Genomic DNA, 24967 nt, shown 5'->3' with positions numbered 1-24967 from the left:
TGATTTTATTCTTGTTTTTCCATATTCATCGTCCATCTTACCTCAGCCATTTTCCATCTTAAGCATGATGATAAGGTTCTCCTTTTAAAATGCTAAATCCCCTGTAAAGCTGCTCTACAAAAAACAACCTGATCATTTGGTGCGAAAAAGTCATATCCGATAAAGAGATTAAACCATTTGCCCTTTTGTAAATGCTTTCGTCAAAACCATAAGGCCCACCAATAATAAAGATAAGATGCTGTACACTACCCACCATCTGTTTATTTAAATAGTTGGAAAATTCTACCGAAGAATATTTTTTTCCTTTTTCATCCAATAAAATCACAACATCGCCATTATTGATTTGTTTGTGCAGCAACTCTGCTTCTTTTGCTTTTTGCTGCGCTTCACTCAGGTTTTTTACGTTTTTTACATCAGGTATGGCCAAAAAACTAAAATTAATATAATGTTTCAGGCGGTTGATGTATTTATCAATCCCCTCAATTAGATATTTATCTTCGGTTTTGCCAATGGCGATCAGGGTAATCTTCATTTAATATTTTGCCTATCTTTAGAATTTGGAGATTCAAACTTAGAGAAAATTGTAACAAAAAATACAATCTATCCATCTGATAGCTTCGGAAATATATACAGAATAAAAATCATGCTGAAACAACAACAAGAAATCGTAGCCGGTTACCAGGAGAAAATAAAAGAAGTTACCACAGAAATTGATCAGACCAAAAAGCTGATCGACCGGCTTTCTTTTATGCGCATCGGTTTGTTCCTTGCCGAAATTTTACTTTTTATTGCACTGGTGAGCTCAGCAGATGATAACCTGCGGACTTTAATCCAGATTGGTTTAATGGTACCTGTAATTGCTTTTGCTTTTATTGTGCGCAGGCAAAGTAAGCTCGATCGTGAAATCGATTATAAAAAACAACTTTTGTGGGTTTATCAGAACGAATGGAATATTTTAAACGGAATAGCAAACGGTTACAATGATGGTACTGTTTTCGAATCGGAGCTGCATCCTTATACTTCTGATCTTGATATTTTTGGAAAAGCATCATTATTTGCACTGATTAACCGTTGCAGTACCAAAAGCGGAAATGATATTTTGGCTAAAAGTTTAGCAGAAAAATCTATGCTTGATAAGATGCTGCTAAGACAGGAAACAGTAAAAGAAATTATTGAAAAAATAGATGAAACCTACAGTTTCAGGGCTAATCTGCATGGTTATGATCCGGATAAGATAGAGCAGATTAAAACGCAGTTAAAGTACCAGCTGGGAGCGCAACTGGAATTTGTGAAAGGAAAATTTTTGAGGCTTTACGTTAAATTAGTCCCTTATCTCTCCATCGCCCTGATTTTAGCCGGACTTTTTGTAAGTAGTATTTTCTGGAAAATTTTGATATTGCTTTGCATTATTCATACAGGTTGGAATGTGTTGTTGGGTGCAAAAATCAATAAGGTTTTTTACACTTTCGGCGGAAGTTCTAATCTCCTGAACGGATATGCAGGTGCTATTTTATGGACAGAAAATCAAAATTGGAAAAGCCCTTATACCTTAAGTTTATTGGACTCGAAAATTCCGGTAAGTAAAGAAATTAAAGCGCTGTCTAAAATTATCGGGAATTTTGATGCAAGGCTAAACCTCATAGTTGGCGGAATATTGAATGCACTTTTATTATGGGATTTAAGGTGCTGTGTAAATCTCGATAACTGGTATAAATCATCTTCAGATGATGTGGTTACAGCCCTCGATCATTTGGGCGATTTTGAGGAACTGATTTCACTGGCCACAACAGCTTATAATCAGCCCGATTGGGTTTTCCCTGTACTTAAAGATCAATTCGCCCTGTCGACCATTAACATTGGTCATCCGCTGATTAATGAGCAGTTGAGGGTGAATAACGATTTTCATCTCGAAACAAAACCAACCGTTGATATTGTAACAGGCTCCAACATGGCGGGTAAAAGTACTTTTTTGCGCACATTAGGCATTAATATGATATTGGCCTATACAGGTTCATCCGTTTGTGCCAAAAGTATGGACTTATCTGTTTTTTCGATCAATACCTATATGCGGATTAAAGATTCGCTAAATGAAAGCACTTCTACTTTTAAGGCAGAGTTAAACCGTTTAAAAATGATTTTAGATCATGTGGTGAGTGATAAAGATACTTTGGTACTGATTGACGAAATGCTCCGTGGTACCAACAGCAGAGATAAATATCTGGGATCAAAGGTTTTTGTAGAAAAACTGATTGCCGAAAAAACACCGGCACTTTTTGCTACGCACGATCTGCAACTGGCCGATCTGATTATAGATCATCCTGAAACGGTCCGTAATTTCCATTTTGATATCCAGATTACCGAAGGCGAAATGAAATTCGATTACCTGCTCAAGCAGGGCCCCTGCAAAACTTTTAATGCCGCCATTTTATTGAAAGAAATTGGCCTGACATTAGATTAATGTGTTGTGGTAGTGGTGTAAGATGTTACCATCTGACATTATAGAGAAATATTTAAACCAAGCAGATGGTAACACCTGATTGCACGTTAATTAAACCTATTATCCCTATACTGTTTTGGCGAAATGCCCATAATACTGGAGAAAAGCCTGCTAAAATAATAAGGATCGTTGATGCCGATTTTTTGGGCAATTTCATTGATCCGTAAATTGGTAAACAGTAAATACTGGGTGGTTTTCTGGATTTTGAGCTGGTTAAAGTAATCGATAGGGGAGGTTCCTGTTTTCTTTTTAAATATGGCAGATAAATAAGATGGAGATAAGTAAACCGCTAAAGCCAGTTCTTTTAAACTCAGGATCTTTTCAATATTGTTTCGCATAAAATCAATAAGCTCTTCTACTTTATCAGGCTCAATGATTTTATCGGTCTGTTTGTCGGTATAAATAATTTCTGCAATGTAGTGGTGGAAACATAAATTGGCATAAATAATATTTTCACGGCTAAAACCTCTTTCCAATCGGTTGTAAATAGTGTTGAACAACATATTCCTTTCATCGTTAAACCCTGCATAAGCTTTATAGTGCTGTAAGGAATCTACAAGCTGGTCGGCACCAGGCCCTGAAAAGTGGAACCAATAAATAGTCCATGGTAAAATCGGATCAGCCTGATAAATGTGTGCTGTTTTTTTAGGAATAATGATGAAGTTGCCGGCCTCTACATGGTAAGAAGTACCCTGAAATTCTACATTTCCTTTACCTTCGGTACAATAAATCAAAATGTGCTGATCTGCTCCATGTTTTCTTTGTGCATAATGATTCAATGCTTTACGGTAATAGCCAATATCGGTAACAAATAAATTGTTTATGATACCGTTTGCGATGCATTGTTTTAAAACTACGTTCTTTGGAACGATAATGGATTTCTGGAAATCGAAACTATTTTTTTCTCTGATCGGGTATCTCTCCATATTGATGTTCTAAAAAAAAGTAATATAATCCATCTTTTGTGCAAATTAATACATTTTTGTGTATTATATTTTTATCCACCTTTGGTTTACAGTAAATGAAACTTAGCGATTTAGCAAAAATAATATGTTCTATCATTATTTAGAACATTGTTTAGCTTAGTTTAACTTTGTTTACAAATAAAAAACTGCTAAAAATTAAACCAAGTTTACGCTAACCAAATGTTATTGAAAAAGAAAATATTATTTGCGTCCGGTTTTACACTGGTTGTGATCACTTTAATTATCTTTTCACTCTTTTCTTCAGAAAAACAAATTGATTTTAACTCACAGGTAAAGCCTATTCTGAATAAAAAATGCATTTCGTGCCATGGTGGGGTTAAGCAGCAGGGTGGTTTTAGCGTTTTATTTAGGGAAGAAGCTTTGGCCAAAACCAAAAGCGGTAAACCAGCAATTATTCCTGGCAATCCGGAGGAGAGCGAATTTATTAAGCGCCTAAAATCCAACGATCCTGAAGAAAGGATGCCCTATAAACACCCTGCCTTAAACAATGATGAAATCGATATACTTAGTGGTTGGATAAAACAGGGGGCAAAATGGGGCAACCACTGGGCCTACGTAAGTGTAAAGCCAACCGAGGTACCTGATGTAAATAACGATTGGGTGCGCAACGACCTGGATAAATTTATTTTTGCAAAACTGGAAGAAAATAAACTCGAACCTTCTAAAACGGCTGATAAAGCTACGTTGTTAAGAAGAGTAAGTTTAGATCTGATCGGTACCTATCCGTCAGATCAGTTGGCGAAATTTTACCTCAGCAGTAAAGACGAACAGCAGGCCTATAATGTACTGGTTGATAGTTTGCTGGCTTCGCCGAAGTTTGGCGAACGCTGGGCATCAATGTGGCTGGATATTGCCCGTTATGCCGATACCAAAGGTTATGAGAGCGATCCCAACAGGAACATCTGGAGCTACCGGGATTGGGTGATTAAGGCCTTTAACCGCGATATGCCTTACGATCAGTTTATTACTGATCAGATCGCCGGCGACCTCTTTCCGAAGCCGACCGATGCCCAGTACATTGCAACAGCATTTAGCAGGAATACACCAACCAACGATGAAGGGGGAACCAATAATGAAGAATTTAGAACGGCCGCAGTTTTAGACCGGGTAAACGCCACCTGGGAAGGTCTGATGAGTACCACTTTTTCTTGTGTACAATGTCATAGTCACCCATACGATCCTTTCAAACATGATGAATATTATAAATTCATGTCGTATTTTAACAATACCAGGGATGAGGATGTGCCGGGAGAATACCCCTTATTTAAAAATTTTAACGATAGCCTGAAAAATCAGCTTAACAACCTGACGAGTTGGGTTAAAACCGTTTCGGGTAAAGAAAGGGCGTCAGAAATGGAGTTATTTTTAAAAACCGGACAGCCAGCTATAAATTCGACTACGGCCGATCAATTGGTTAATTCGGTAATTGGCAATAACAATATTGCACTGTATTTTAAAAACAGTTCATCAGCAAGGTTAAAAACGGTTAAGCTCGACAATATTGATCAGTTGATCATGCGCTATAATTGCAGCAAAGCAAATGGCATCATGAGTTTACATTTGGGCTCGCCTAACGGACCTGTTTTAAAATCATGGAAACTGGCACAAACGAGTGGTTATCAGAATGTGGAAATCGATTTTCCAAAACATGCTGGGGTGAAGGATGTGTATCTCAAATACACCAATTCTTCCGTTAAAAATCCTGACGAATTTATGGTGTACTTCGATTGGTTTTACTTTACCAGGCAATTCCCCGGAAAAGGTACTCCTGAATACTTAACATACAAAAAGACATTTAATACTTTAATGGACGCGCAGGTGCCTACTACGCCGATCATGGTCGAAAATCCATTAAGCATGCAGCGTAAAAACTATGTATTTGAGCGTGGCGCCTGGACATCAAAAGGTAAAGAAGTAAAAGCAGGTGTGCCCAATTCTCTGGCTTTTGCCATGCCGAAAAATGCACCCGATAATCGCATGGGCTTAGCGATGTGGCTTACTGATAAAAGAAATCCACTGGTATCGCGTACCATGGTCAACCGCTTATGGGAGCAGCTTTACGGCGCTGGTTTGGTAGAAACGCTAGAAGATATGGGGACGCAGGGAATGGCGCCAACTCATCAGGAACTTTTAGATTTTATGGCCTACCAGTTTATGTATAAATACAATTGGAGTGTTAAAAAAATGCTGAAAGAGCTTGTGATGATGGCTACTTACAGACAGGACAGTAAAGTTTCTAATGAATTAAAAGAAAAAGATCTTTTTAATAAGTTTTATGCACGTGGCTCGAGGGTGAGGCTGAGTGCAGAGCAGATCAGAGACCAGAGTTTAGCCGTTTGTGGTGTGTTGAGCAATAAAATGTATGGTCCGCCGGTAATGCCATGGCAGCCAGAAGGTATTTGGTTTTCGCCTTATAATGGTGCGAAATGGATCACCAGTGGAGGAGAAGAACAGTATCGTAGGGGGATTTACACTTATTGGAAACGCACTGCTCCCTATCCATCTGCAATTGCTTTTGATGGCGCTTCAAGAGTGGTGTGCAGTCCGCGACGCATTCGTACCAACACTCCTTTACAGGCTTTGGTTACGCTAAATGATAGCGTGTATATCGATCTGGCGAGAAAACTAGCCCTTCGTATGGAAAAAGTAGGTGGAAATACCAGTAAAACTAAAATTGCAAAGGGCTACGAAATGATTTTATATAAAAGCATTCCTCAAAACAGATTAAAGGTATTTGAAGACCTGTATGCTAAGGCTTTTGAGGAGTTTAAAAAGAATTCGGCAAGTGTATCGGCGTTTATGGGCGATAAACAAAAGAAATATAAGCCAGAAGAGGCAGCAATGGTATTAGTGGCCAATGCCATGCTCAATCTGGATGAAGTAGTTACTAAAAATTAATCTGATCAGGTTATGACGAGAGACGAATTAAATGCACATCGGTTAATTAAAGAAGCACACGAAGCAAATGCAAGGTTACACTCCAGAAGGCACTTTTTAAAAGAAAGCGCCATGGGGCTTGGTGCTTTGGCAATGGGTTCGCTATTGGGTAGCTGTGGTAATCTTTTTTCAGATAAACAGACAAGGATTGCCTATGATCCTGCCCATCCATTATTGCCAAAATCGCCACCACTTGTTGGTAAAGCTAAAAGTGTAATTTATTTGCATATGGCCGGTGCCCCATCGCAATTGGAATTATTCGATTTTAAACCCGAACTGATGAAAATGGATGGACAGGATTGTCCGCCTTCTTTACTGGCAGGTAAAAAATTTGCTTTTATCACCGGGGTACCTAAAATGCTTGGTCCGCAGGCTACTTTTGCCAAACATGGCCAATCAGGTGCTTTAGTAAGTGATAACCTACCCCATTTTTCTACGATGGTAGATGAGGTGACCTTTTTAAAGGCGGTAAAAACTGATCAGTTTAATCATGCCCCTGCCCAACTATTGGTTCACACTGGTTCGCCACGCTTAGGCCGGCCGAGCATGGGCAGTTGGGTAACTTATGGTTTGGGTTCAGAAAACCAGAACCTGCCAGGCTATGTGGTGTTAACCAGTGGAGGTAGTTTTCCCGATGCTGGTAAAAGTGTTTGGGGAAGTGGTTTTTTACCTTCTGTTTATCAAGGGGTACAATGTAGGAGTGAAGGCGATCCGGTATTGTTTATTAAAGACCCCGATGGAATGAACCGGGATTTGAGAAAAGCATCTATCGAAGCCATTAACAAAGCTAACGAACAGCAATATCAGGAATATAACGATCCGGAGATTTTATCACGGATAGCCCAGTATGAAATGGCCTACCGCATGCAGATATCGGCACCAGAGGTGATGAATATTAACGATGAACCAGCTTATATTCATGAAATGTATGGCACACAACCCGGTAAAGCCTGTTTCGCCAATAATGTACTGCTTGCGCGAAAACTGGTTGAAAAAGGTGTACGCTATATTCAGTTATTCGATTGGGGCTGGGATGCACATGGTGATAATCCAAACAACTCACTTAATATTGGACTGAAGAATAAATGCAGGACCATTGACAGGCCAATTACAGCTTTACTGCTCGATCTAAAACAACGCGGTTTATTAGAAGAAACCCTGGTAGTGTGGGGCGGCGAATTTGGCCGTACACCGATGATGGAAAACCGGAACGGGATACAGAATCCATTTAAAGGCAGAGATCACCATACCGAGGCATTTACCATTTGGATGGCCGGAGGTGGTGTAAAGAAAGGCTTTACACATGGCGAAACCGATGAAATAGGCTATAGTGCCATTAGTGGTAAAGTTGATGCTTTTGATATTCAGGCCACCATATTAAACCAGCTGGGTTTTGATCACGAACAATTTACCTATCCTTTCCAGGGCCGTCCGTTTAGGTTAACCGATGTGGCAGGGAAGGTAATTAGGGAGGTTGTAGCTTAATTTAGTCCGGAGTCGGTAGTCGGGAGTCGGGAGTCCGAAGTCGATTAGACTATCAAGCATGAACTATTGACCAATAATCAAAGTTCAATTACCAATTGGCTATGACCTATGAACCAATAAACTATTGACCAATGAACCAATAAAATGAACCAAACAAGAAGAAAATTTTTACAAAATACAGCGGTTGTTACGGCGGCTTCAGTGCTGGCTCCAATACAGCATATCAGTGCTAATCCTTTTAAAAATATAAAGTCAAAAGCGGGATACGAATTGTTATTTATGCAAACCGACTGGGGTTTCGAAGGTACAAGAGATGAGTTTTGTGCTGCTGCCAAAAAAGAGGGGTATGAAGGTATAGAAGTGTGGTGGCCGGGAGAGGATAAGGCTGTAAAAGAACTTTTTGATGCTGTAAAAAAATATAAACTGGAGATTGGATTTTTGTGTGCGGGATCACAATCAAATATTAAAGAACATCTTGTTTCCTTTAAAAAGAGCCTGGATGCCATTTGCGCCAATACTTATCAAAAACCTGTTTACATCAATTGCCACTCGGGGAAAGATTATTTCACCTATGAAGAAAACAAACAGATTATCGATTACGTAACGGCCAAAAGAAAATCGTCGGGGATACCTATTTACCACGAAACCCACCGTAGCCGGATGATGTTCGCAGCACCTGTTGCCCGAAATTTTGCCGAGAAAAACCCCGAGCTCAGGTTTACCCTGGATATTTCGCATTGGTGTAATGTGCACGAAAGTTTGCTGGCCGATCAAAAACAGACCATCGATTTTATCCTGGAAAAAACAGATCATATCCATTCGCGGGTTGGTCATCCCGAAGGACCGCAGGTTAATGATCCATGTGCACCAGAGTGGACAAAAGTAGTAGAAGCACACCTGGCCTGGTGGGATAAAGTGATTGAACGTAAAAAGAAAAACGGTGAAAGAATGACCATCCTTACCGAATTTGGGCCGGCAGATTATATGCCCACTTTGCCTTACACCCGCCAACCTGTTGCCGATCAATGGGGAATAAATGTTTATATGATGAACTTATTAAGAAAAAGGTATCAGTAAAATGTTAGAATTTTTCGGCCGTTTTCACCCGGTTTTTGTCCACCTACCCATTGGGATTTTATTGTTGGCCTGTATTTGTATCCTTTTGTCACTGAAGCAGAAATTTGCCAATTTAAAGCATGCAATCCCGTTAATGCTGCTTTTCGGAGCTTTAAGTGCAATTGTTTCCTGCGTAACAGGATATCTTTTAGCCAATGGCGGCGATTATGATGTTAACCTGGTGAGTTATCACCAATGGATGGGGATCAGTGTCGCTGTTTTGTCGATTATTTTATGGATTATTTATAAAAAGGTTAAATCTAACGGAGTATTAGCTGCGGTTGCGACAATTCTTGTGATATTAATTTCTATTACTGGCCATTTAGGCGGTTCTTTAACCCATGGTTCTGATTATTTAACTGCTCCATTAAAACCGGATGGTGCTAAAAATGGCGCAGCTATACCACCAATTCCTAACGTACAGGAAGCCTTTGTTTACCAGAATGCCATTCAGCCGCTTTTAAAAAACAGATGTTACAGTTGCCATGGCAGTGAAAAGCAAAAAGGCAAACTTCGGTTAGATCAGGAAGAATACATTTTAAAAGGCGGTGAAGATGGACATACAGTTGTTAAGGGAAAAGCTGATGAAAGCGAGCTAATCAAACGGATTTTATTGCCTTTAAACGATGAAGATCACATGGCGCCTAAAGAAAAGCCACAGCTTAGCACCAATGAAATTGCATTGTTAAAATGGTGGATCAACAACGGGGCCGATTTTAAAAAGAAATTTAAGGATCTCCCACAAGGTGACGATATCAAACCAGTATTGGCTAGTTTACAAAAAGGTGAAGATGCGACTGCGGAAATAAAAAATAATGACATCCCAACGGAAGAGATTTCTGCAGCTGATGATAAATCGTTGAAAAAATTGGCAGATGCAGGGGTAACGATCGTTCCTGTCTCGCAAAATACAAATTACCTATCTGCAAATTTTGTTAATGTACAAGTAATGGGGAAAGATATTTTAGACCTCCTTAAATCAATTGATAAACAATTGCTTTGGCTTAAGTTAGAAAATGCTAAAGTGAATGATCAAACATTAACTGCCATTAAAGATTGTAAAAATTTAAGCAGGTTAAACTTGAATAATACCCAAATAACCGATGCTGGTTTAGTAGCGCTGAAAGATTTAGATCAGCTGCAATCATTAAGTCTGGTAGGCACAAAAGTGACTTTAAAGGGTATCGATCAGTTAAAAAAACTTAAAAACTTAAAATTTCTGTACTTATACCAAACCAAAATAACTAAGGCCGACCTGGCTGCAATAAAAAAACTATTGCCTAAAACAAATTTAGATACCGGAAATTATAGAATACCTACATTGTCTCAAGATACTACCGTGTTTAAAGCACCTTAAATATTTATAGCAGGGTAAATGATTAAATTACCTGAGTAGCGTTACCGAACCTGAATATTTAACATTGTTATTGGATAGGTTAGTGCCCAATATGATATAATAATATACCCCAACAGGGAGATCATTGCCTTTAAAAGTACCGTTCCAGTTTTCAAAAATATTGTCGGTAAAGAAAACCCTGGAACCAAGACGGTTGAAAATCTGAATGCTGTATTTCTTGAGGTTGGTCACACCAACAAGCAGTTCATCATTTATTCCATCGCCATTTGGTGAAAATGCATTAGGGACAAAGGTAGATGCGTTTTTTTTGATGATCAGGTCGCCCTGGGTAATTGAATTTGAACAGCCGTTTTTCGAAAAAGCCGTTAGCCTAATTCTGAATAATCCATCGGTTTGATAAATGTGGGTGGGGCTTTGCTCTGTAGAGGTAAATCCGTCGCCAAAATTCCATTCATAAAAATCACCATAAAGCGATGTATTGGTAAATGTTATGGGTACCGGAGCAGAAAACTTTATGTTAAAAGTGGGTTCGGTGTAAAATTTGGCAACTGGAATTCTGGCGATAGCCGGAACAACAATTGTTGCTGGTTCGGCACTACAAGTACCTGATGTTAATACGACCCGATACTCACCTGCCACATTAAAATCAGTTACCGGAATTTCAATGGCATTTGTGGTTGAAGAATAATTGTTTGGCCCGCTCCAGGCATAAGTGATGCCTTCTTGTGCTGGTATAGATAATTTGATGATGTCTGTTAAACAAAACGAAGCCTGATTAATACTGATTTCCGGCTTTTCCGGTTTCAACTCTACCAAAATATCTTTTATAAAGGTAGAAGTGCAGCCATTATTGCTTTCAACTGTCAGTGTGATTGTTTTAGGCCCAGGATTGGTAAAGGTTAATATTTTACCGTCGTTATTGATGGCAACCTGGCTTTTTACCCCTATGCCAAAATCCCAGGTAAGCTTCGTATAATTTTTAGAAGTATTGATAAACGAAAAAGACTGGTTGGTTTCGCACCTGTTATTTACCTCAATCGAAAACATTGCTTCAGGTTTTAAATCGACTGATAAAATGTCTACCGAATTTACTTCACTCACACAATCTCCAACCTGAACATAAAGTTTATAGGTTCCTGCTATTTCCGGCCCGATTGCCGGAATTTCGGGGTTCTGGTTGGTTGAAATAAAATCATTCGGCCCTGACCAGTGGTAGGTTGCTAAATTTAAAAAAGGAGTTGATAATTTTAATACATCTCCCTGGCATAAATTAACCTTCGAAGCCGTTATAGCAGGTTTTTCTGGTGTGTTTGCTACAATAAAAGTCTGCGTTGTAACTACGTTGCATCCGTTTGTGCCTTTGGCTTCCAGAACTACAATTTTCTCTCCCGGTGTATTGTATGTTACCGTAAATGGCCCTGCTGTTGTGGCAGAAGCCAGACTCGCTCCTTCACCAAAAGACCATTTTAAAGAGGCAAAGTTTGTCGCTTTACTTTCGAAAGTATAGGCCTGGCTATCAGTACATGGATTTAGTTTTTTAACATCAATTTCGGCTGTTGGACCTGCGAAATCTGCCGTTCCACCGAATTCTATGGTAAAGCCATTATTCCCTCCAGAAAAATTATCTATTAATATAGCATAAACATGGTCCTGTTGCAGTTCTACATATTTTACAAACCCATTTTGGCCAGCCGGGCAACCTAGCGCTTCAGTCAAATCAGTTTCAGTCATACTTAGGCCGGTTTTATAATAGGAGGGGCTACAGGTTACGCCACTGCCTGATGCACACCGGATAGCATTTGCCGCATTTATTTTACTACAATCCCCGTTCAGGCCCAAATCGTAAAAAACCCAGTCAATGTCGTTTGTGGTTACAGTGGGTGTGATTACAAAAGTAAAATCGCCAGGAGCAGAAGCTTTAAACATATACCAGGCAGAGTTAGATTCTGTACCCAGGCAGGTTCCGGCCGATTCGTGATTGTTTGCCCCCGAGCCAGTTACATTTAACTGGGTAAATGTTTCTTTGGTACACAATACTGAAAATGTTCCACAATCTTGTCCTGGCTGTATCGGTGGGAAATAATTATCGATACAGAGTTTAAAAGTACCAGTAACATCGTTCGCTGCACTTACCCTAACATAGTAAACCTGTCCAACCGTTAAAGCACCCTTGTATAAAGAAATAACATTATTTGATGTCGCTTGAGTGCCTGGCTGCTCGGCAATAGAATTACTAGCCGGATCATACGAATACAAGGCAACTAATGGGCCAATTAAGGTATTTGTACTATTGGCATCAATTTTTCCGCTAACGGAGATATTTACATCAAATTTAGATGCCGTAAACTTATACCAAACATCTTTACCAACTGCCGGCCAGTTTAAAGCTTTATTATAATTGCTTGGGGTAGCTTCTAAATTGTTAAATTCCGCATCGCCACTACAATATGCACTGGTATTGGTAATGTTTATGGCATTTATCAGTTCATCATTAATGGGTGGGGCAAATTTTCCAAAGGCAGAGAGATTTAGTATGACCAAAAGAAAAAGAATTAATGAGTAGCGCATAGGTAAAAATATTAAAAATTGTTTTTATTTCGAATCATTTTAATTGTTAATGATTTGTTAATATTAAACTTGCAACTTATGGCAATTAATTGGTAAACAATGGTTAATGCGAGCGATTTTGGTCAGGATTTTTTGTGGGGGGTAGCTACTGCTGCAGCTCAGATAGAGGGTACTGCAACCCAGTATGGCAAAGGGCCTTCTATTTGGGACACCTTTACGGCGAAAAATGGGAAAATAAAAAAGAACCATAAATTAGATCCAGCCTGCGATTTTTATCACCGATACACTGAAGATATTGCCCTGGTTAAACTTTTGGGTTTTAAAGTCTTTAGGTTTTCTATTGCCTGGTCGCGGATTTTGCCTGCAGGTAGGGGAGAAATCAATCAGGAAGGCATCAGGTTTTATCATAACCTCATCGATGAATGTTTGTCAAACGGGATTACCCCTTATATCACGCTGTATCATTGGGATTTGCCCCAAGCTTTGGAAGATGAAGGTGGTTGGACCAGCTTTAGTATTAATGCTGCTTTTAATGCTTTCGTAAGTATCTGTGCTTTAGAATATGGCGACAAAGTAAAAAACTGGATCGTATTGAACGAACCTTTCGGTTATACTTCATTAGGGTATATGCTGGGCATCCATGCACCCGGCAAAACGGGCTTAAGCAATTTCTTCCCTGCTGTATTACATACTGCTTTGGCACAGGCCGAAGGCGGTAAAATTTTACGCGCAGAAATCAGCAAGGCCAATATTGGTACCACTTTTTCCTGCTCCGAAATTATCCCCAATACACAAAGCGATAGCGATATCCTTGCCGCAAAACGGGTAGACTGTTTAATGAACCGTTTATTTGTAGAGCCAACACAGGGAATGGGTTTCCCAACTGCTGATTGGGATCTGCTTGAAAAATTTCAGATCGAATATGGTACATGGCGACTTCAGGAAAGGATGAAGTTTGATTTTGACTTTATCGGACTTCAAAATTATTTTCCGCTCGTGGTAAAATACAACGCTTTTATTCCCGTAATCCAGGCTTGGGAAGTAAAAGCCAAAAGCCGGAAAAAACCACATACAGCAATGGGTTGGGAAATAAATGCGGATAGTTTTTATAACATCGTAAAGCAATTTGCTGCTTATCCGAATATCAAAAACATCATCATTACCGAAAATGGAGCCGCTTATCACGATAAGTTAGTTGATGGTAAAGTAGAAGATGCCGAACGGATTGAATATTTTAAACTTTACCTTGAAGCCCTTTTGAAACTTAAAAATGAAGGCATAAATGTTACCGGTTATATGGCCTGGACATTGATGGATAATTTTGAGTGGGCCGAAGGTTTTACCGCCAGATTCGGCTTGATTTACAACGATTTTAAAACACAACAGCGCACCATTAAAGATTCAGGTTATTGGTGGCAGGATTTTCTGAAGAAATAAAGCCTGTAGCGCGCTATGTTATGCTAGTTTTAGCCACGGATGTGCGGAAAACACGGAATATTTATATATTCAACATTTTTATCTAAATTAACCGCATGAACGATAGAACAGTTGTTTACAGCACTTTTTACAATCCGATGGAAGCCAATATTATTAAGGCTAAACTGGAAGACAGTGGTTTTGCCTGTTTCCTCGCCGATGAAAATGTAGCTACTATTCAACCCTTGTACAATCAGGCCATCGGTGGCGTAAAACTGATCGTTTTTGAAAGAGATGTAGAAGCGATCAATGCTTTGTTTGCTGAAGATAATAGTTTGAGCATTGAGTCATCCGATGAGGTAGTTGATGGTCAAAAGTTAACAGAAGAGCAGCTAGCCTGTCCAAAATGTGGATCAAAGGATGTTGGCTTTGGAATGGCTACAAAAAAGAAATTTAGTTGGTGGGTTATTCTAACTTCCGTTCTGGTTGGTGTTTTTCTTCCTTTTAAGGGGAATAAATCTTTTCATTGCTATAATTGCGGCCACGAGTTTAAATAAGTTTGAGTACATTTTTTGAAGCGCAAAGGCAATAGCAACTTTTAAGGTTGGCTCCCGTGCTTCGCTGTATCCTTACGCTGCGCTTCAGGGATGCCGCTGCGCCCGGGGCTAGAAAGTTCTTTTACTGCAAGAAAGACAAGCCTCACCTCATCGTATTCAAGCATGCATTTTGTTGAATAAAGCATTTTTGGTTAAAGTTGTTCCTGTCCCTGCTATATAAACCCGATATACGCGTATGCTGGTTTTTTTCTAACCAGCAGCAGCATTAGCGGGACCAACTCCAACCTAAGAACTACTGTACCTGCTTTCCAAATAAAAAAGGAATTACAATCTCATTTATTAGCATGCCAAAATAGCGAAAGAGATTGCTTCGCCGGCTGAAAAGCCTTCTCGCAATGACGAGTTTCATAACGAAAAATCCCGCTTTGAATGAACAAAGCGGGATTGGTGAGTGTAATATTATGAAAATTACAGTATAATGCTATAATCTATGAGCAGTGACCGTTGTATTTTCGATATGAGTTTCCCCGTTCTTATTACCAATGCTAGATTTATCGGTTCTTTTTAAAATCAGGATATTATTTGAAATAGAAAAAGTAAAACTATCGTGGTTAAAGGCTAAATTTCCACTCAGATTTAATTTATCTCCAGTAAAGGTATATTTTACCTGAACATCTTCTATGGTATTCTGATTATTTCCTAACAAATCTTTGAAATAAAAAATGGCATGTAAACTGCCGTCTTCTTTAAATTCTAGGGTTGGCCTCGGACTTTCATCTTTAGTGTCATCCTGGTCTTTTCCTGTGTTTTCGAAATTCGTGATCACGTATGAATCAACCTGCCATTTTCCAACAATAGAAATATTGTTGGGCTCGGTTTTTTTGCATGCTGTTAAATTAAATATTGTAAGGATGGCAAATGATAGTAAAAGTTTTTTCATGTTTTAAGCAAATAGAAATGTGATAAAAAATCCCGTTCTGAATTAACAAAACGGGATTTATATTATTTACATCCAGACTTCGGACTACCGACTCCGGACTTTCGGACTAATTAAAGCGCTGCCTTAGCCGCTGCTTCTGCCCTGATGATATTTAATGCACCACCAGCTTTAAACCACTCAATTTGTTGAGCGTTATAACTGTGGTTAACCAAAAATTGCTCTTCTGTGCCATCAGCATGGTGTAATACCAACGTTAATGGTTGGTCAGGAGTAAAAGTTGTTAAACCTAAGATGTCGATGGTATCATCTTCTAAGATTTTATCATAATCATCTTTATTAGCAAATGTTAAACCTAACATTCCTTGTTTTTTAAGGTTGGTTTCGTGAATACGGGCAAAAGATTTTACCAATACGGCACGAACACCTAAGTGACGAGGCTCCATAGCGGCGTGCTCACGAGATGAACCTTCACCATAGTTTTCATCACCCACTACGATTGATCCTAAACCAGCCGCTTTATAATCGCGTTGTGTTGCAGGAACCGGACCGTACTCGCCGGTTAATTCATTTTTAACGTTATCTGTTTTATCGTTGAAGTAGTTAACTGCACCAATAAGCATGTTGTTAGAAATGTTATCTAAGTGACCACGGAATTTTAACCATGGACCAGCCATAGAAATATGATCGGTTGTACATTTACCTTTGGCCTTGATTAAAAGTTTCAAACCTTTTAAGTCTGTACCTTCCCAAGGACTAAATGGATCTAACAATTGTAAACGGTGAGAAGTTGGAGAAACCAAAACCTCAACTTTAGAACCATCAGCAGCCGGTGCCTGGAAACCTGCATCTTCTACAGCGAAACCTTTTGTTGGCAATTCGTCACCAGTAGGTGGATCTAATTTAACCTGCTCGCCTTTATCGTTTGTTAACGTATCGGTTAATGGGTTAAAACCTAAATTACCTGAAATGGCAATTGCAGCAACCATTTCTGGCGAAGCTACGAAAGCGAAAGTATTTGGGTTACCATCCGCACGTTTAGCAAAGTTTCTGTTAAACGAGTGTACAATTGTATTTTTTTCTGCTTTTTCTGCACCTGTACGATCCCACATACCAATACATGGTCCGCAGGCATTGGTGAAGATTGTTGCATCTAAATCTTCGAAAGTTTTTAAGAAACCATCACGGTTGGCAGTGTAGCGTACCTGCTCAGATCCCGGGTTAATACCGAAAGCCGATTTGGTAACCAAACCTTTTGCAATAGCCTGGTTTGCGATAGAAGCTGCTCTTGATAAATCTTCGTAAGAAGAGTTGGTACAAGAACCGATCAATCCCCATTCTACTTTTAAAGGCCAGCCGTTTTTCTCAGCTTCCACTTTCATTTGAGAAACCGGAGTAGCTAAATCTGGTGTAAACGGACCGTTTAAATAAGGTTCTAATTCATCAAGGTTGATTTCAATCACCTGATCAAAATAATTTTCCGGATCAGCATAAACTTCATCATCACCTGTTAAATAGGCGGCAATTTTGTTAGCCTCATCAGCAACTTCATCTCTGCCTGTAGCACGTAAATAACGCTCCATGCTCTCATCATAACCAAAGGTAGAAGTGGTTGCACCAATTTCTGCACCCATGTTACAAATGGTACCTTTACCAGTACAGCTTAAGTTGATAGCGCCATCACCAAAATATTCTACAATAGCACCAGTACCACCTTTTACGGTAAGGATACCAGCAACTTTAAGGATAACATCTTTCGCAGCAGTCCAGCCGTTCAATTTTCCTGTTAATTTAACACCGATTAATTTAGGGAATTTAAGCTCCCAGGGTAAACCAGCCATTACATCACAGGCATCAGCACCACCAACACCAATAGCAACCATACCCAAACCACCAGCATTCACCGTGTGTGAGTCGGTTCCGATCATCATTCCACCCGGGAAAGCATAATTTTCTAAAACTACCTGGTGGATAATACCTGCACCTGGTTTCCAGAAACCGATACCATATTTGTTTGATACAGAAGATAAGAAATCAAAAACTTCAGCACTTTCAGTTTTAGCATGAGGTAAATCTATCGCAGCACCTTCTTTTGCAGTAATTAAGTGATCACAGTGCACAGTAGATGGAACAGCCACCTGTGGTCTTCCTGCCTGCATAAACTGCAATAATGCCATTTGTGCAGTTGCATCCTGCATCGCTACGCGATCTGGTGCAAAATCTACGTAATCAGAACCACGTTTAAACGCCGTTTTAGGATCTCCATCCCAAAGGTGTGCATACAATATTTTTTCAGATAATGTTAAAGGCCTGCCAACTATTTTACGCGCAGCCTCAACACGGCTACCGAAGTTTGCATAAACCTTTTTAATCATGTCTATATCAAAAGCCATCGATTTTTATTGGTTAAAAGGTAATACTTCTATTCTACTAGCTGCGAATTTACAAAAAAAATAGACCTCTTAAGGTCATCCTTAGATCATTGTATTATTTGGAAATATTCTAAATAGTTGGGGCTTAATAAATTTTTGATTTTATTGCAGATCAGCCATTAAGTTTTATGGAATCTGCTGATTCTGATCATCAATTTGATAAAAGATAATGAGAAAAATATGCTACTTGATCTTGTTGCTCGGTGCAACTTTTAATGCGAAAAGCCAGGAAAATAATGCCGAAAAGTTAAATTGGCTGAATAGAAATGCTGTCGATCTGAAATCTACCTATCTGAAAACGTTATCAGCGCAATTGGGCCAAAACGTTATTGTGGGCCTGGGAGAGGCTTCACACGGAACAGAAGAGTTCTTTCAGGAAAAAAATAAGATAGTGAAATACCTGATTACGGATCAGAAATATTCACAGATAGGTTTCGAAGTTCCGGATGAGGCAATGGCAAAAGTAAATGATTATGTGACCTCTGGTAAAGGCGATTTAAAAGTATTGCTTAAAGATTTCAGGTTGTATCATACGAAATCCTTTTCCGATCTTTTCGAATGGGTAAAAAATTATAATCTTGATCCAAAACATACCAAAATAGAAGTTTTTGGCTTCGATAATGTCGGTTACACCAATCCTTTTGAACGCGATAGCCTGATGGCAAACAATGCGGTAGAACGGCAGACAAAAACCAATGCTAAAATGGTCGTTTGGTCACATAACCTACATATGTTAAAAGATACTACAGGCGGGTATAAAGCTTTTGGCTATTTCCTGAATAAACATTACAAAACAGACTTCTTTAACATTGCCTTTGATACTTATCAGGGGAAAGTGAATACCATCAGTGTAAATGAAGATGGTACCAGTGAGGTGACGGCGCATCAGCTGGAAGTCCCAACCACAGGTTTCACCGCGCTATTTGCAAAAGCCAAATATGATAGCTTTTTCATTAATTTTCGTGGTGATAATCCTTTCTCAGGAGTAAAAGATTCAATCACCAATATCTGGGCTGATTGGAGGGCACCTTATGCCATGCCGGTAAGAGTGGGTAATGATTTTGATGCCATTATCTTTATTAAAAATACCGCGGCATCGCTTCCGTTAAACTAAAAATTCCATTTATTTCTTCGCTGTTCAAAACCGGACATATTTGTACGTTTTTGAACAGTTTTTTATTTTGTTTTATTTTAAGATTCTGATAATCAAATATTTGTTTGCTTATTTTTTGCTTGGCATAAGATTGGCTTAACGCTATAATGTTGAGAAAGTGAAACCTTTTTCAGTAAAATATGCTAATGCCCTGGGAAGTGCATAAGATAAACGGTCGAATGCTTTTAAACTATCATGAAAAACAATTATAGAACCATTTTCTGTATGTTTTACTACGTTTTGATAGCATTTTTCGGGTGCGAGATTGATATCGAAATCGCCGCTGAGCACATCCCACATTACGATGTTGAGCCCTGAGTCGGTAGTCTGAAGTCGTGAGTCTGACTCCGGACTCCGGACTTCAGACTTCAGACTCCGAATCTGACTTTTCTTAATTCTCCCATATGGTGGGCGAAAAAGATTAGTTTGCGTAAGTTTCTGGCATTTTAGTGTATTTTCGAGATAGGTTTCATCATCGGTTTTCCAGCCTTTTAAATGGTTAAAAGTATGGTTGCCGATGGCATGCCCGTCGTTTTTTACACGTTCAAAAACCTCGGGGTGTTTTACGATATTATCGCCAATGCAAAAAAATGTAGCTTTAGCATTGAAAGCTTTTAAAGTTTTTAATACAAAATCTGTAACATTGGGTATAGGTCCATCGTCAAAGGTCAAATAAATAACTTTTTCGGTGCGGGATTTATTCCATAACAGTGATGGATAATACCATTTTAGCAGAAGCGGTGATTTGATCAGGTACATTTAGAACCAAAGTTACTAAATGCCTGTACAGATTGAAATTATTAAAGTTGTTTATATAGATTTGAAACAAATTATGAAGATGTTTACCAAGAATAAGTTAATTACCGGATCTGCGTTATTAGTGGCATTAAGCTTTAGTCAGCAAATTAGGGCTCAAGATGTTATCAGTATTCAACAAGCGGTCGAAAACACATTAAAAAACAATCTAAACATCAAACAGGCTGCTTTTAGTGCTTCTTTGAGTGAAGAAAATGTGCGCCAGTCTAAAAATGCTTTATTGCCAACCGTAAATGGTACCATTAACCAATCCATGCAATGGGGTAGGAGTCAGCAGGTATCCGGTTTATTCGAAAACACTCAGAATTATAATTTAAGTCCAAATGTGAGTACCAATGTTTCGCTTTTTGGTGGTGGAACGAAAATAAACCAGATCAGGCAGAATAAAATTTTATTGGCCGCCAACCAAACCAATGTAGAAAAAGTAAAAAACGATCTTATTCTTCAGGTAGTAACCGCTTATCTTCAGGTTTTAAATAACGAAGATCAGGTTAAGGCTACCAAACAACAATTGGATGTAGCCAATTCTACTTTAAAAAGGGAGCAGGCACTTCTAGATGTTGGTAATAAAACTTTAGCCGATATTTCGCAGGCTAAATCGCAGGCGGCAACTGCTGAACTTAATTTAACCAATGCTCAAAATCAGTTAACCATATCTTATTTAACTTTGGGGCAGTTAATGGAGATCCAGCCGCCAATGACTTTTAAAGTGCAACCGCCACTGGTTAATGAATTAAATAATATTGAGAGCAATTATGTCCCTACTGATATTTACAAACAGGCGCTAAGCACATTCCCTGATATTAAATTGGCAGAACTTAATAGTAAAGCAGCAGAAAAAGCAATAGATATTGCTAAAGGTGGCTTTTTTCCCCAGATCAGTTTAGGTGGAGGTTTAGGTTCGGCCTATTATTACCAGTTTAATTCGAATTTCCCGATTTCAAAATTTACAAGTCAGTTGTCTGATAACTTTGGTCAATACGTGAGCATGGGGATTTCCATTCCGATTTTCAATGGCTTTACAACCAGATCATCGGTTAGAAAGGCAAAGATTACCTGGATGCAGCGTAAAACTGATGAACAGATTTCAAAAAATAACCTGATTAAAGTAATTAATCAGGCAGTAGCGGATCTTGGAGCAGCTCAAAGCCGCTATTCTTCAACGCAAAATGCTTTTCAGGCGCAGAAGGATGCTTTTTATGTAATCGATCAACGTTATAATGTTGGTTTGGTAAACTCTTTAGATTACAGTACAGCACAAACCAATAGAAATAAAGCCGAAATAGATTTTATCTTAGCGAAATACGATTTACTGTTCCGTGCCAAAGTGATTGATTATTATTTAGGCAAACAGATTGTTTTTTAAGACTAAAACTGAAAGCAAAGTACAATTTAACATTAAAACCTTTCAACTTACCACCTTAAAAACCTACAACTTTAATACAAACAAACGAAATACAATAAATAAATTATGAAACTGAAGCATATTATTATCACCATAGTTGCTATCGTAGCCCTTCTGGTTATACTTAAACTGGCCGGAGTGATAGGTGGAGACAAAACCGAAAAAGTAACTACAGAAAAAGCATCAGATAAAACTGTTGTAGAAACAGTTACGGCGAGTGGTAAAATCCAGCCAGAAACTGAGGTTAAACTAAGTTCGGAGGTATCTGGAGAGGTAGTAGAATTAAAGGTAAAAGAAGGCGATATTGTTAAGGCAGGTCAATTGCTTTGTAAAGTACGCCCTGATGTATTACAATCAGGGTACGAAAGAACAGTAGCGAGTTTTAATGCCCAAAAAGCCAGTGTAGCTGCAGCACAACAACAGCTTGCACAAAACCAGGCCAATTTTGTAAACTCAGAAGCTACTTATAAACGTAATGTAGAGCTTTTTAATAAAAAAGTAATATCAGCTTCAGAGTTTGATTCGGCCAAAGCTGCTTACTTAACAGCTAAAGCAAATTTAGCCAGTGCAAAAGAAAATGTAACAGGAGCTAAATTTACTTTAGAACAAACTGGTGCAAACGTAAAAGAAGCAGGTGCAAACCTGGCTAAAACCACCATTTATGCACCAGTTGATGGTGTGGTTTCGAAATTATCAATCGAATTGGGCGACCGTATTCTTGGAACCTCGCAAATGGCAGGTACCGAAATTATGCGTATCTCTAACCTGTCGTCAATGGAAGTAAATGTTGATGTGAATGAAAATGATATTACCCGCGTTAAAGTTGGCGATAAAGCTTCGATCGAAGTTGATGCTTTCTCTGATAAAAAATTCAGAGGGGTAGTAACCGAAATTGCAAGTTCATCAACCGCTGTGGGTACAGCAGTTTCTACCTCGGTAGATCAGGTGACGAATTTCTCTGTAAAGATCAGGATTACTGAAGAACTGGCAGGTAAACAACAATCTATTTTCCGTCCGGGTATGTCGGCTACGGTTGATATTGAAAGTGAATCGTTAACAGGTTTGGCCATTCCAATACAGGCCGTATTTACCGATAACGGAAAATCTGGTGAAAGCCAGGGTAACCAGGAAAATACTGATAAGCAAAAATCTAAACTAGCCGATAAAAAGGTGAAGCAATATATTTATGCTTACGATGCAAAAACCAAAAAGGTTAAAAAGACAGAGGTAACTACAGGAATTCAGAATGATCAGTTCATTATTGTAAAATCTGGTGTTAAAGCAGGACAAGAAATCGTAACGGGACCTTATTCTGCCATCCAGAACAAATTAAAAGATGGAATGATCGTAGAAAAAACCGCTAAAGACCAATTGTTTAACAAAGACGCTAAGAAGTAAGGTATATTTAACCATAATAAATAATTAAATTGTCCCGGTTTAAAACATTAAACCGGGATTTTTATTTTATAATCATGGTACCTAAAATAGCAATGATAGGGGGCGGTAGCTGGGCTACTGCCATTGTAAAAATGCTTGCAGATAATTTAGCTGAAAAGGAAATTTTTTGGTGGATGCGTAATGAAAGTGCTATAGAGCACATCAAGAAATTTAAACATAATCCTAATTATATCAGTTCTGTTGAGATTAAACTTGGTCAGGATGATCATATTTCATCTGATATCAACTCCATCATAAAATCTGCCGATTTTGTAATTTTAAACGTTCCTGCGGCATTTTTAAAAGCTACGCTATCCTCTGTCACTCCTGAGGATTTAAAAGGTAAAAAAATCGTTTCGGCCATAAAGGGTATCGTGCCTGAAGATAACCTGATTATCGGCGAGTTTATGCACGAAAAATATGGCGTTCCGTATCACGATATTTTAGTGGTAAGCGGGCCATGCCATGCCGAAGAGGTTGCTTTAGAAAAACTTTCATACTTAACCATTGCCTGTACAAACATAGAGCAGGCATCAACTTTTGCTTCTTTTTTAAACACCCGTTATATTAAAACAAACGTATCCGACGATATTTTCGGGACAGAATATGCCGCTGTTTTAAAAAATATTTACGCAGTGGCCAGTGGCATTTGCCATGGAATTGGATATGGTGATAACTTTCAGGCGGTGTTGATCAGCAATGCCATCCGCGAAATTAAACGCTTTGTAGATGCGGTTCATCCGATAGACCGTGATATTAAGGAATCTGCTTATCTGGGTGATTTACTGGTTACCGCTTATTCGCAATTTAGCCGCAACCGTACTTTTGGCAACATGGTAGGGAAGGGCTATACCGTAAAATCGGCTCAGCTCGAGATGAATATGGTTGCCGAAGGTTATTATGCCGTAAAATGCATGCATATTAAAAATCAGGCCTATAACGTAGATATGCCGATCTGTAAGGCTGTACATAGTATTATTTATGAAAACCGTTCGCCACGCATCGAGATGAAATTATTGGCAGAGAAATTAAACTAAAATTAGCGTAGGTTTACAGTTACGTTGTTTTTGATTCAATAATTAGTTTAGTAAAGCAGGGTTTTTGCTTTTCGGTTAGGACAGTCCTTCTTTCCGCTATTATCTTTTTGTGAGGGCGTGTGGAGTATTTTGGTTATGACCAAAAAAGGATAACCACTATAATAAGGTTTATTTAACAGAGGACAGTGTAAGGACAAATTAGCGTTTTGCCCCAGTATTATGCGTTTTGTTTTACTTGAACTGCCGATGAATTTAGCCTCGGGCGCAGCGGCATCCCTGAAGCGTAGCGAAAGGATACAGCGCAGCACGGGAACAAACTTAAATAGTTACTCTGGCCTTGCGCTTCAAAAAAAGAATAAATTTTTTTGTAAAGCAGGTTTTTTGCTTTTCGGTTAGGGCAGTCCTTCTTTTCGCTATTATCTTTTTGTGAGGGTGTGTGTGCAGTATTTTGGTTTGTGCACCAAAAAGGATAGCCGCTACAATAAGGTTTATTTAACAGAGGACAGTGTAAGGACAAATTAGCGTTTTGCCCTAGTATTATGCGTTTTTTTTTACTTGAACTGCCGATGAATTTAGCCCCGGGCGCAGCGGCATCCCTGAAGCGCAGCGGAGGGATATAGCGCAGCACGGGAACACACTTAAATAGTTGCTCTGGCCCTGCGCTCCAAAAAAAGAATAAATTTTTTTGTAAATCAGGTTTCTTGCTTTTCGGTTAGGGCAGTCCTTCTTTTCGCTATTATCTTTTTGTGAGGGTGTGTGGAGTATTTTGGTTTGTGCAGCAAAAAGGATAACCACTACAATAAGGTTTATTAAACAGTGGGTAGTACAGGT

The 24967-nt window shown here is 38.9% G+C and carries 17 protein-coding genes; 11 read left to right on the top strand and 6 right to left on the bottom strand.

Going from position 1 to position 24967, the window contains the following annotated elements:
* Positions 1-58: 58 nt before the first annotated feature.
* Positions 59-532, bottom strand: a complete 474-nt coding sequence (gene rlmH / locus U859_RS0120270) for a 23S rRNA (pseudouridine(1915)-N(3))-methyltransferase RlmH (RefSeq protein ID WP_025145144.1) — start codon at positions 530-532, stop codon at positions 59-61.
* 111 nt (positions 533-643) lie between these two features.
* Here rlmH and U859_RS0120265 point away from each other — a divergent pair, with 111 nt between their 5' ends.
* On the top strand, positions 644-2458 hold the full coding sequence (locus U859_RS0120265) for a MutS-related protein (protein WP_025145143.1): 1815 nt from the start codon (positions 644-646) through the stop codon (positions 2456-2458).
* 86 nt (positions 2459-2544) lie between these two features.
* Here the strand turns inward: U859_RS0120265 and U859_RS0120260 are convergent, their stop codons facing one another.
* Positions 2545-3423 carry an AraC family transcriptional regulator gene (locus tag U859_RS0120260; RefSeq protein WP_025145142.1) on the bottom strand — a complete coding sequence of 293 codons (879 nt, stop codon included), beginning with the start codon at positions 3421-3423 and terminating at the stop codon, positions 2545-2547.
* A gap of 219 nt (positions 3424-3642) precedes the next feature.
* Here U859_RS0120260 and U859_RS0120255 point away from each other — a divergent pair, with 219 nt between their 5' ends.
* From U859_RS0120255 to U859_RS0120240, 4 genes are all read left to right on the top strand, one after another.
* Positions 3643-6381: a DUF1553 domain-containing protein gene (locus tag U859_RS0120255; protein ID WP_025145141.1), complete on the top strand. Its 2739-nt coding sequence runs from the start codon at positions 3643-3645 to the stop codon at positions 6379-6381.
* Positions 6382-6393: 12 nt separating this feature from the next.
* Positions 6394-7905, top strand: a complete 1512-nt coding sequence (locus tag U859_RS0120250) for a DUF1501 domain-containing protein (protein WP_025145140.1) — start codon at positions 6394-6396, stop codon at positions 7903-7905.
* A 144-nt stretch (positions 7906-8049) separates the two neighbouring features.
* The gene (locus U859_RS0120245; RefSeq protein ID WP_025145139.1) at positions 8050-8982 is read left to right on the top strand and encodes a sugar phosphate isomerase/epimerase family protein; all 933 of its coding nucleotides are present in this window, start codon (positions 8050-8052) and stop codon (positions 8980-8982) included.
* Position 8983: 1 nt separating this feature from the next.
* Positions 8984-10378, top strand: coding sequence for a c-type cytochrome domain-containing protein (locus U859_RS0120240; protein ID WP_025145138.1), 1395 nt, complete (start codon positions 8984-8986; stop codon positions 10376-10378).
* A gap of 27 nt (positions 10379-10405) precedes the next feature.
* Here the strand turns inward: U859_RS0120240 and U859_RS0120235 are convergent, their stop codons facing one another.
* Positions 10406-12946 (bottom strand): T9SS C-terminal target domain-containing protein, encoded by a 2541-nt coding sequence (locus U859_RS0120235; protein WP_025145137.1) that lies wholly within the window; start codon positions 12944-12946, stop codon positions 10406-10408.
* 99 nt (positions 12947-13045) lie between these two features.
* Here U859_RS0120235 and U859_RS0120230 point away from each other — a divergent pair, with 99 nt between their 5' ends.
* Both U859_RS0120230 and U859_RS0120225 read left to right on the top strand, forming a co-directional pair.
* Positions 13046-14383 (top strand): GH1 family beta-glucosidase, encoded by a 1338-nt coding sequence (locus U859_RS0120230; protein ID WP_025145136.1) that lies wholly within the window; start codon positions 13046-13048, stop codon positions 14381-14383.
* A 95-nt stretch (positions 14384-14478) separates the two neighbouring features.
* Positions 14479-14919, top strand: a complete 441-nt coding sequence (locus tag U859_RS0120225) for a DUF2007 domain-containing protein (protein WP_025145135.1) — start codon at positions 14479-14481, stop codon at positions 14917-14919.
* Between the two features lie 481 nt (positions 14920-15400).
* On the opposite strand, the gene U859_RS0120215 is transcribed toward U859_RS0120225, so the two are convergent.
* Together U859_RS0120215 and U859_RS0120210 are read right to left on the bottom strand one after the other, a co-directional pair.
* A complete protein-coding gene (locus U859_RS0120215; RefSeq protein WP_025145134.1) occupies positions 15401-15859 on the bottom strand; it encodes a lipocalin family protein in 459 nt (152 codons plus the stop codon).
* 110 nt (positions 15860-15969) lie between these two features.
* Complete coding sequence (locus U859_RS0120210) at positions 15970-18249, bottom strand: aconitate hydratase (protein ID WP_025145133.1); 2280 nt, start codon at positions 18247-18249, stop codon at positions 15970-15972.
* 208 nt (positions 18250-18457) lie between these two features.
* Between U859_RS0120210 and U859_RS0120205 the strand changes: the two genes are divergently transcribed.
* Complete coding sequence (locus U859_RS0120205; RefSeq protein WP_084153118.1) at positions 18458-19402, top strand: erythromycin esterase family protein; 945 nt, start codon at positions 18458-18460, stop codon at positions 19400-19402.
* 141 nt (positions 19403-19543) lie between these two features.
* On the opposite strand, the gene U859_RS0120200 is transcribed toward U859_RS0120205, so the two are convergent.
* Positions 19544-20200 carry a polysaccharide deacetylase family protein gene (locus U859_RS0120200; RefSeq protein ID WP_025145131.1) on the bottom strand — a complete coding sequence of 219 codons (657 nt, stop codon included), beginning with the start codon at positions 20198-20200 and terminating at the stop codon, positions 19544-19546.
* Positions 20201-20273: 73 nt separating this feature from the next.
* On the opposite strand from U859_RS0120200, the gene U859_RS0120195 reads away from it, so the two are divergent.
* The 3 genes from U859_RS0120195 (at position 20274) to U859_RS0120180 (ending at position 24136) form a co-directional block, all read left to right on the top strand.
* Entirely contained in the window at positions 20274-21623 is a 1350-nt protein-coding gene (locus U859_RS0120195) for a TolC family protein (protein ID WP_025145130.1), read from the top strand.
* A 105-nt stretch (positions 21624-21728) separates the two neighbouring features.
* Positions 21729-23060, top strand: a complete 1332-nt coding sequence (locus tag U859_RS0120185; RefSeq protein WP_025145129.1) for an efflux RND transporter periplasmic adaptor subunit — start codon at positions 21729-21731, stop codon at positions 23058-23060.
* Positions 23061-23134: 74 nt separating this feature from the next.
* On the top strand, positions 23135-24136 hold the full coding sequence (locus tag U859_RS0120180; RefSeq protein WP_025145128.1) for an NAD(P)H-dependent glycerol-3-phosphate dehydrogenase: 1002 nt from the start codon (positions 23135-23137) through the stop codon (positions 24134-24136).
* The last annotated feature ends 831 nt before the right edge of the window (positions 24137-24967 follow it).

This window comes from Pedobacter jeongneungensis (genome assembly GCF_000633455.1).
Classification (GTDB): Bacteria; Bacteroidota; Bacteroidia; order Sphingobacteriales; family Sphingobacteriaceae; genus Pedobacter; species Pedobacter jeongneungensis_A.
Note: the sequence above shows the minus strand (reverse complement) of the source record. Positions and strands in the feature narration are given on the sequence as shown.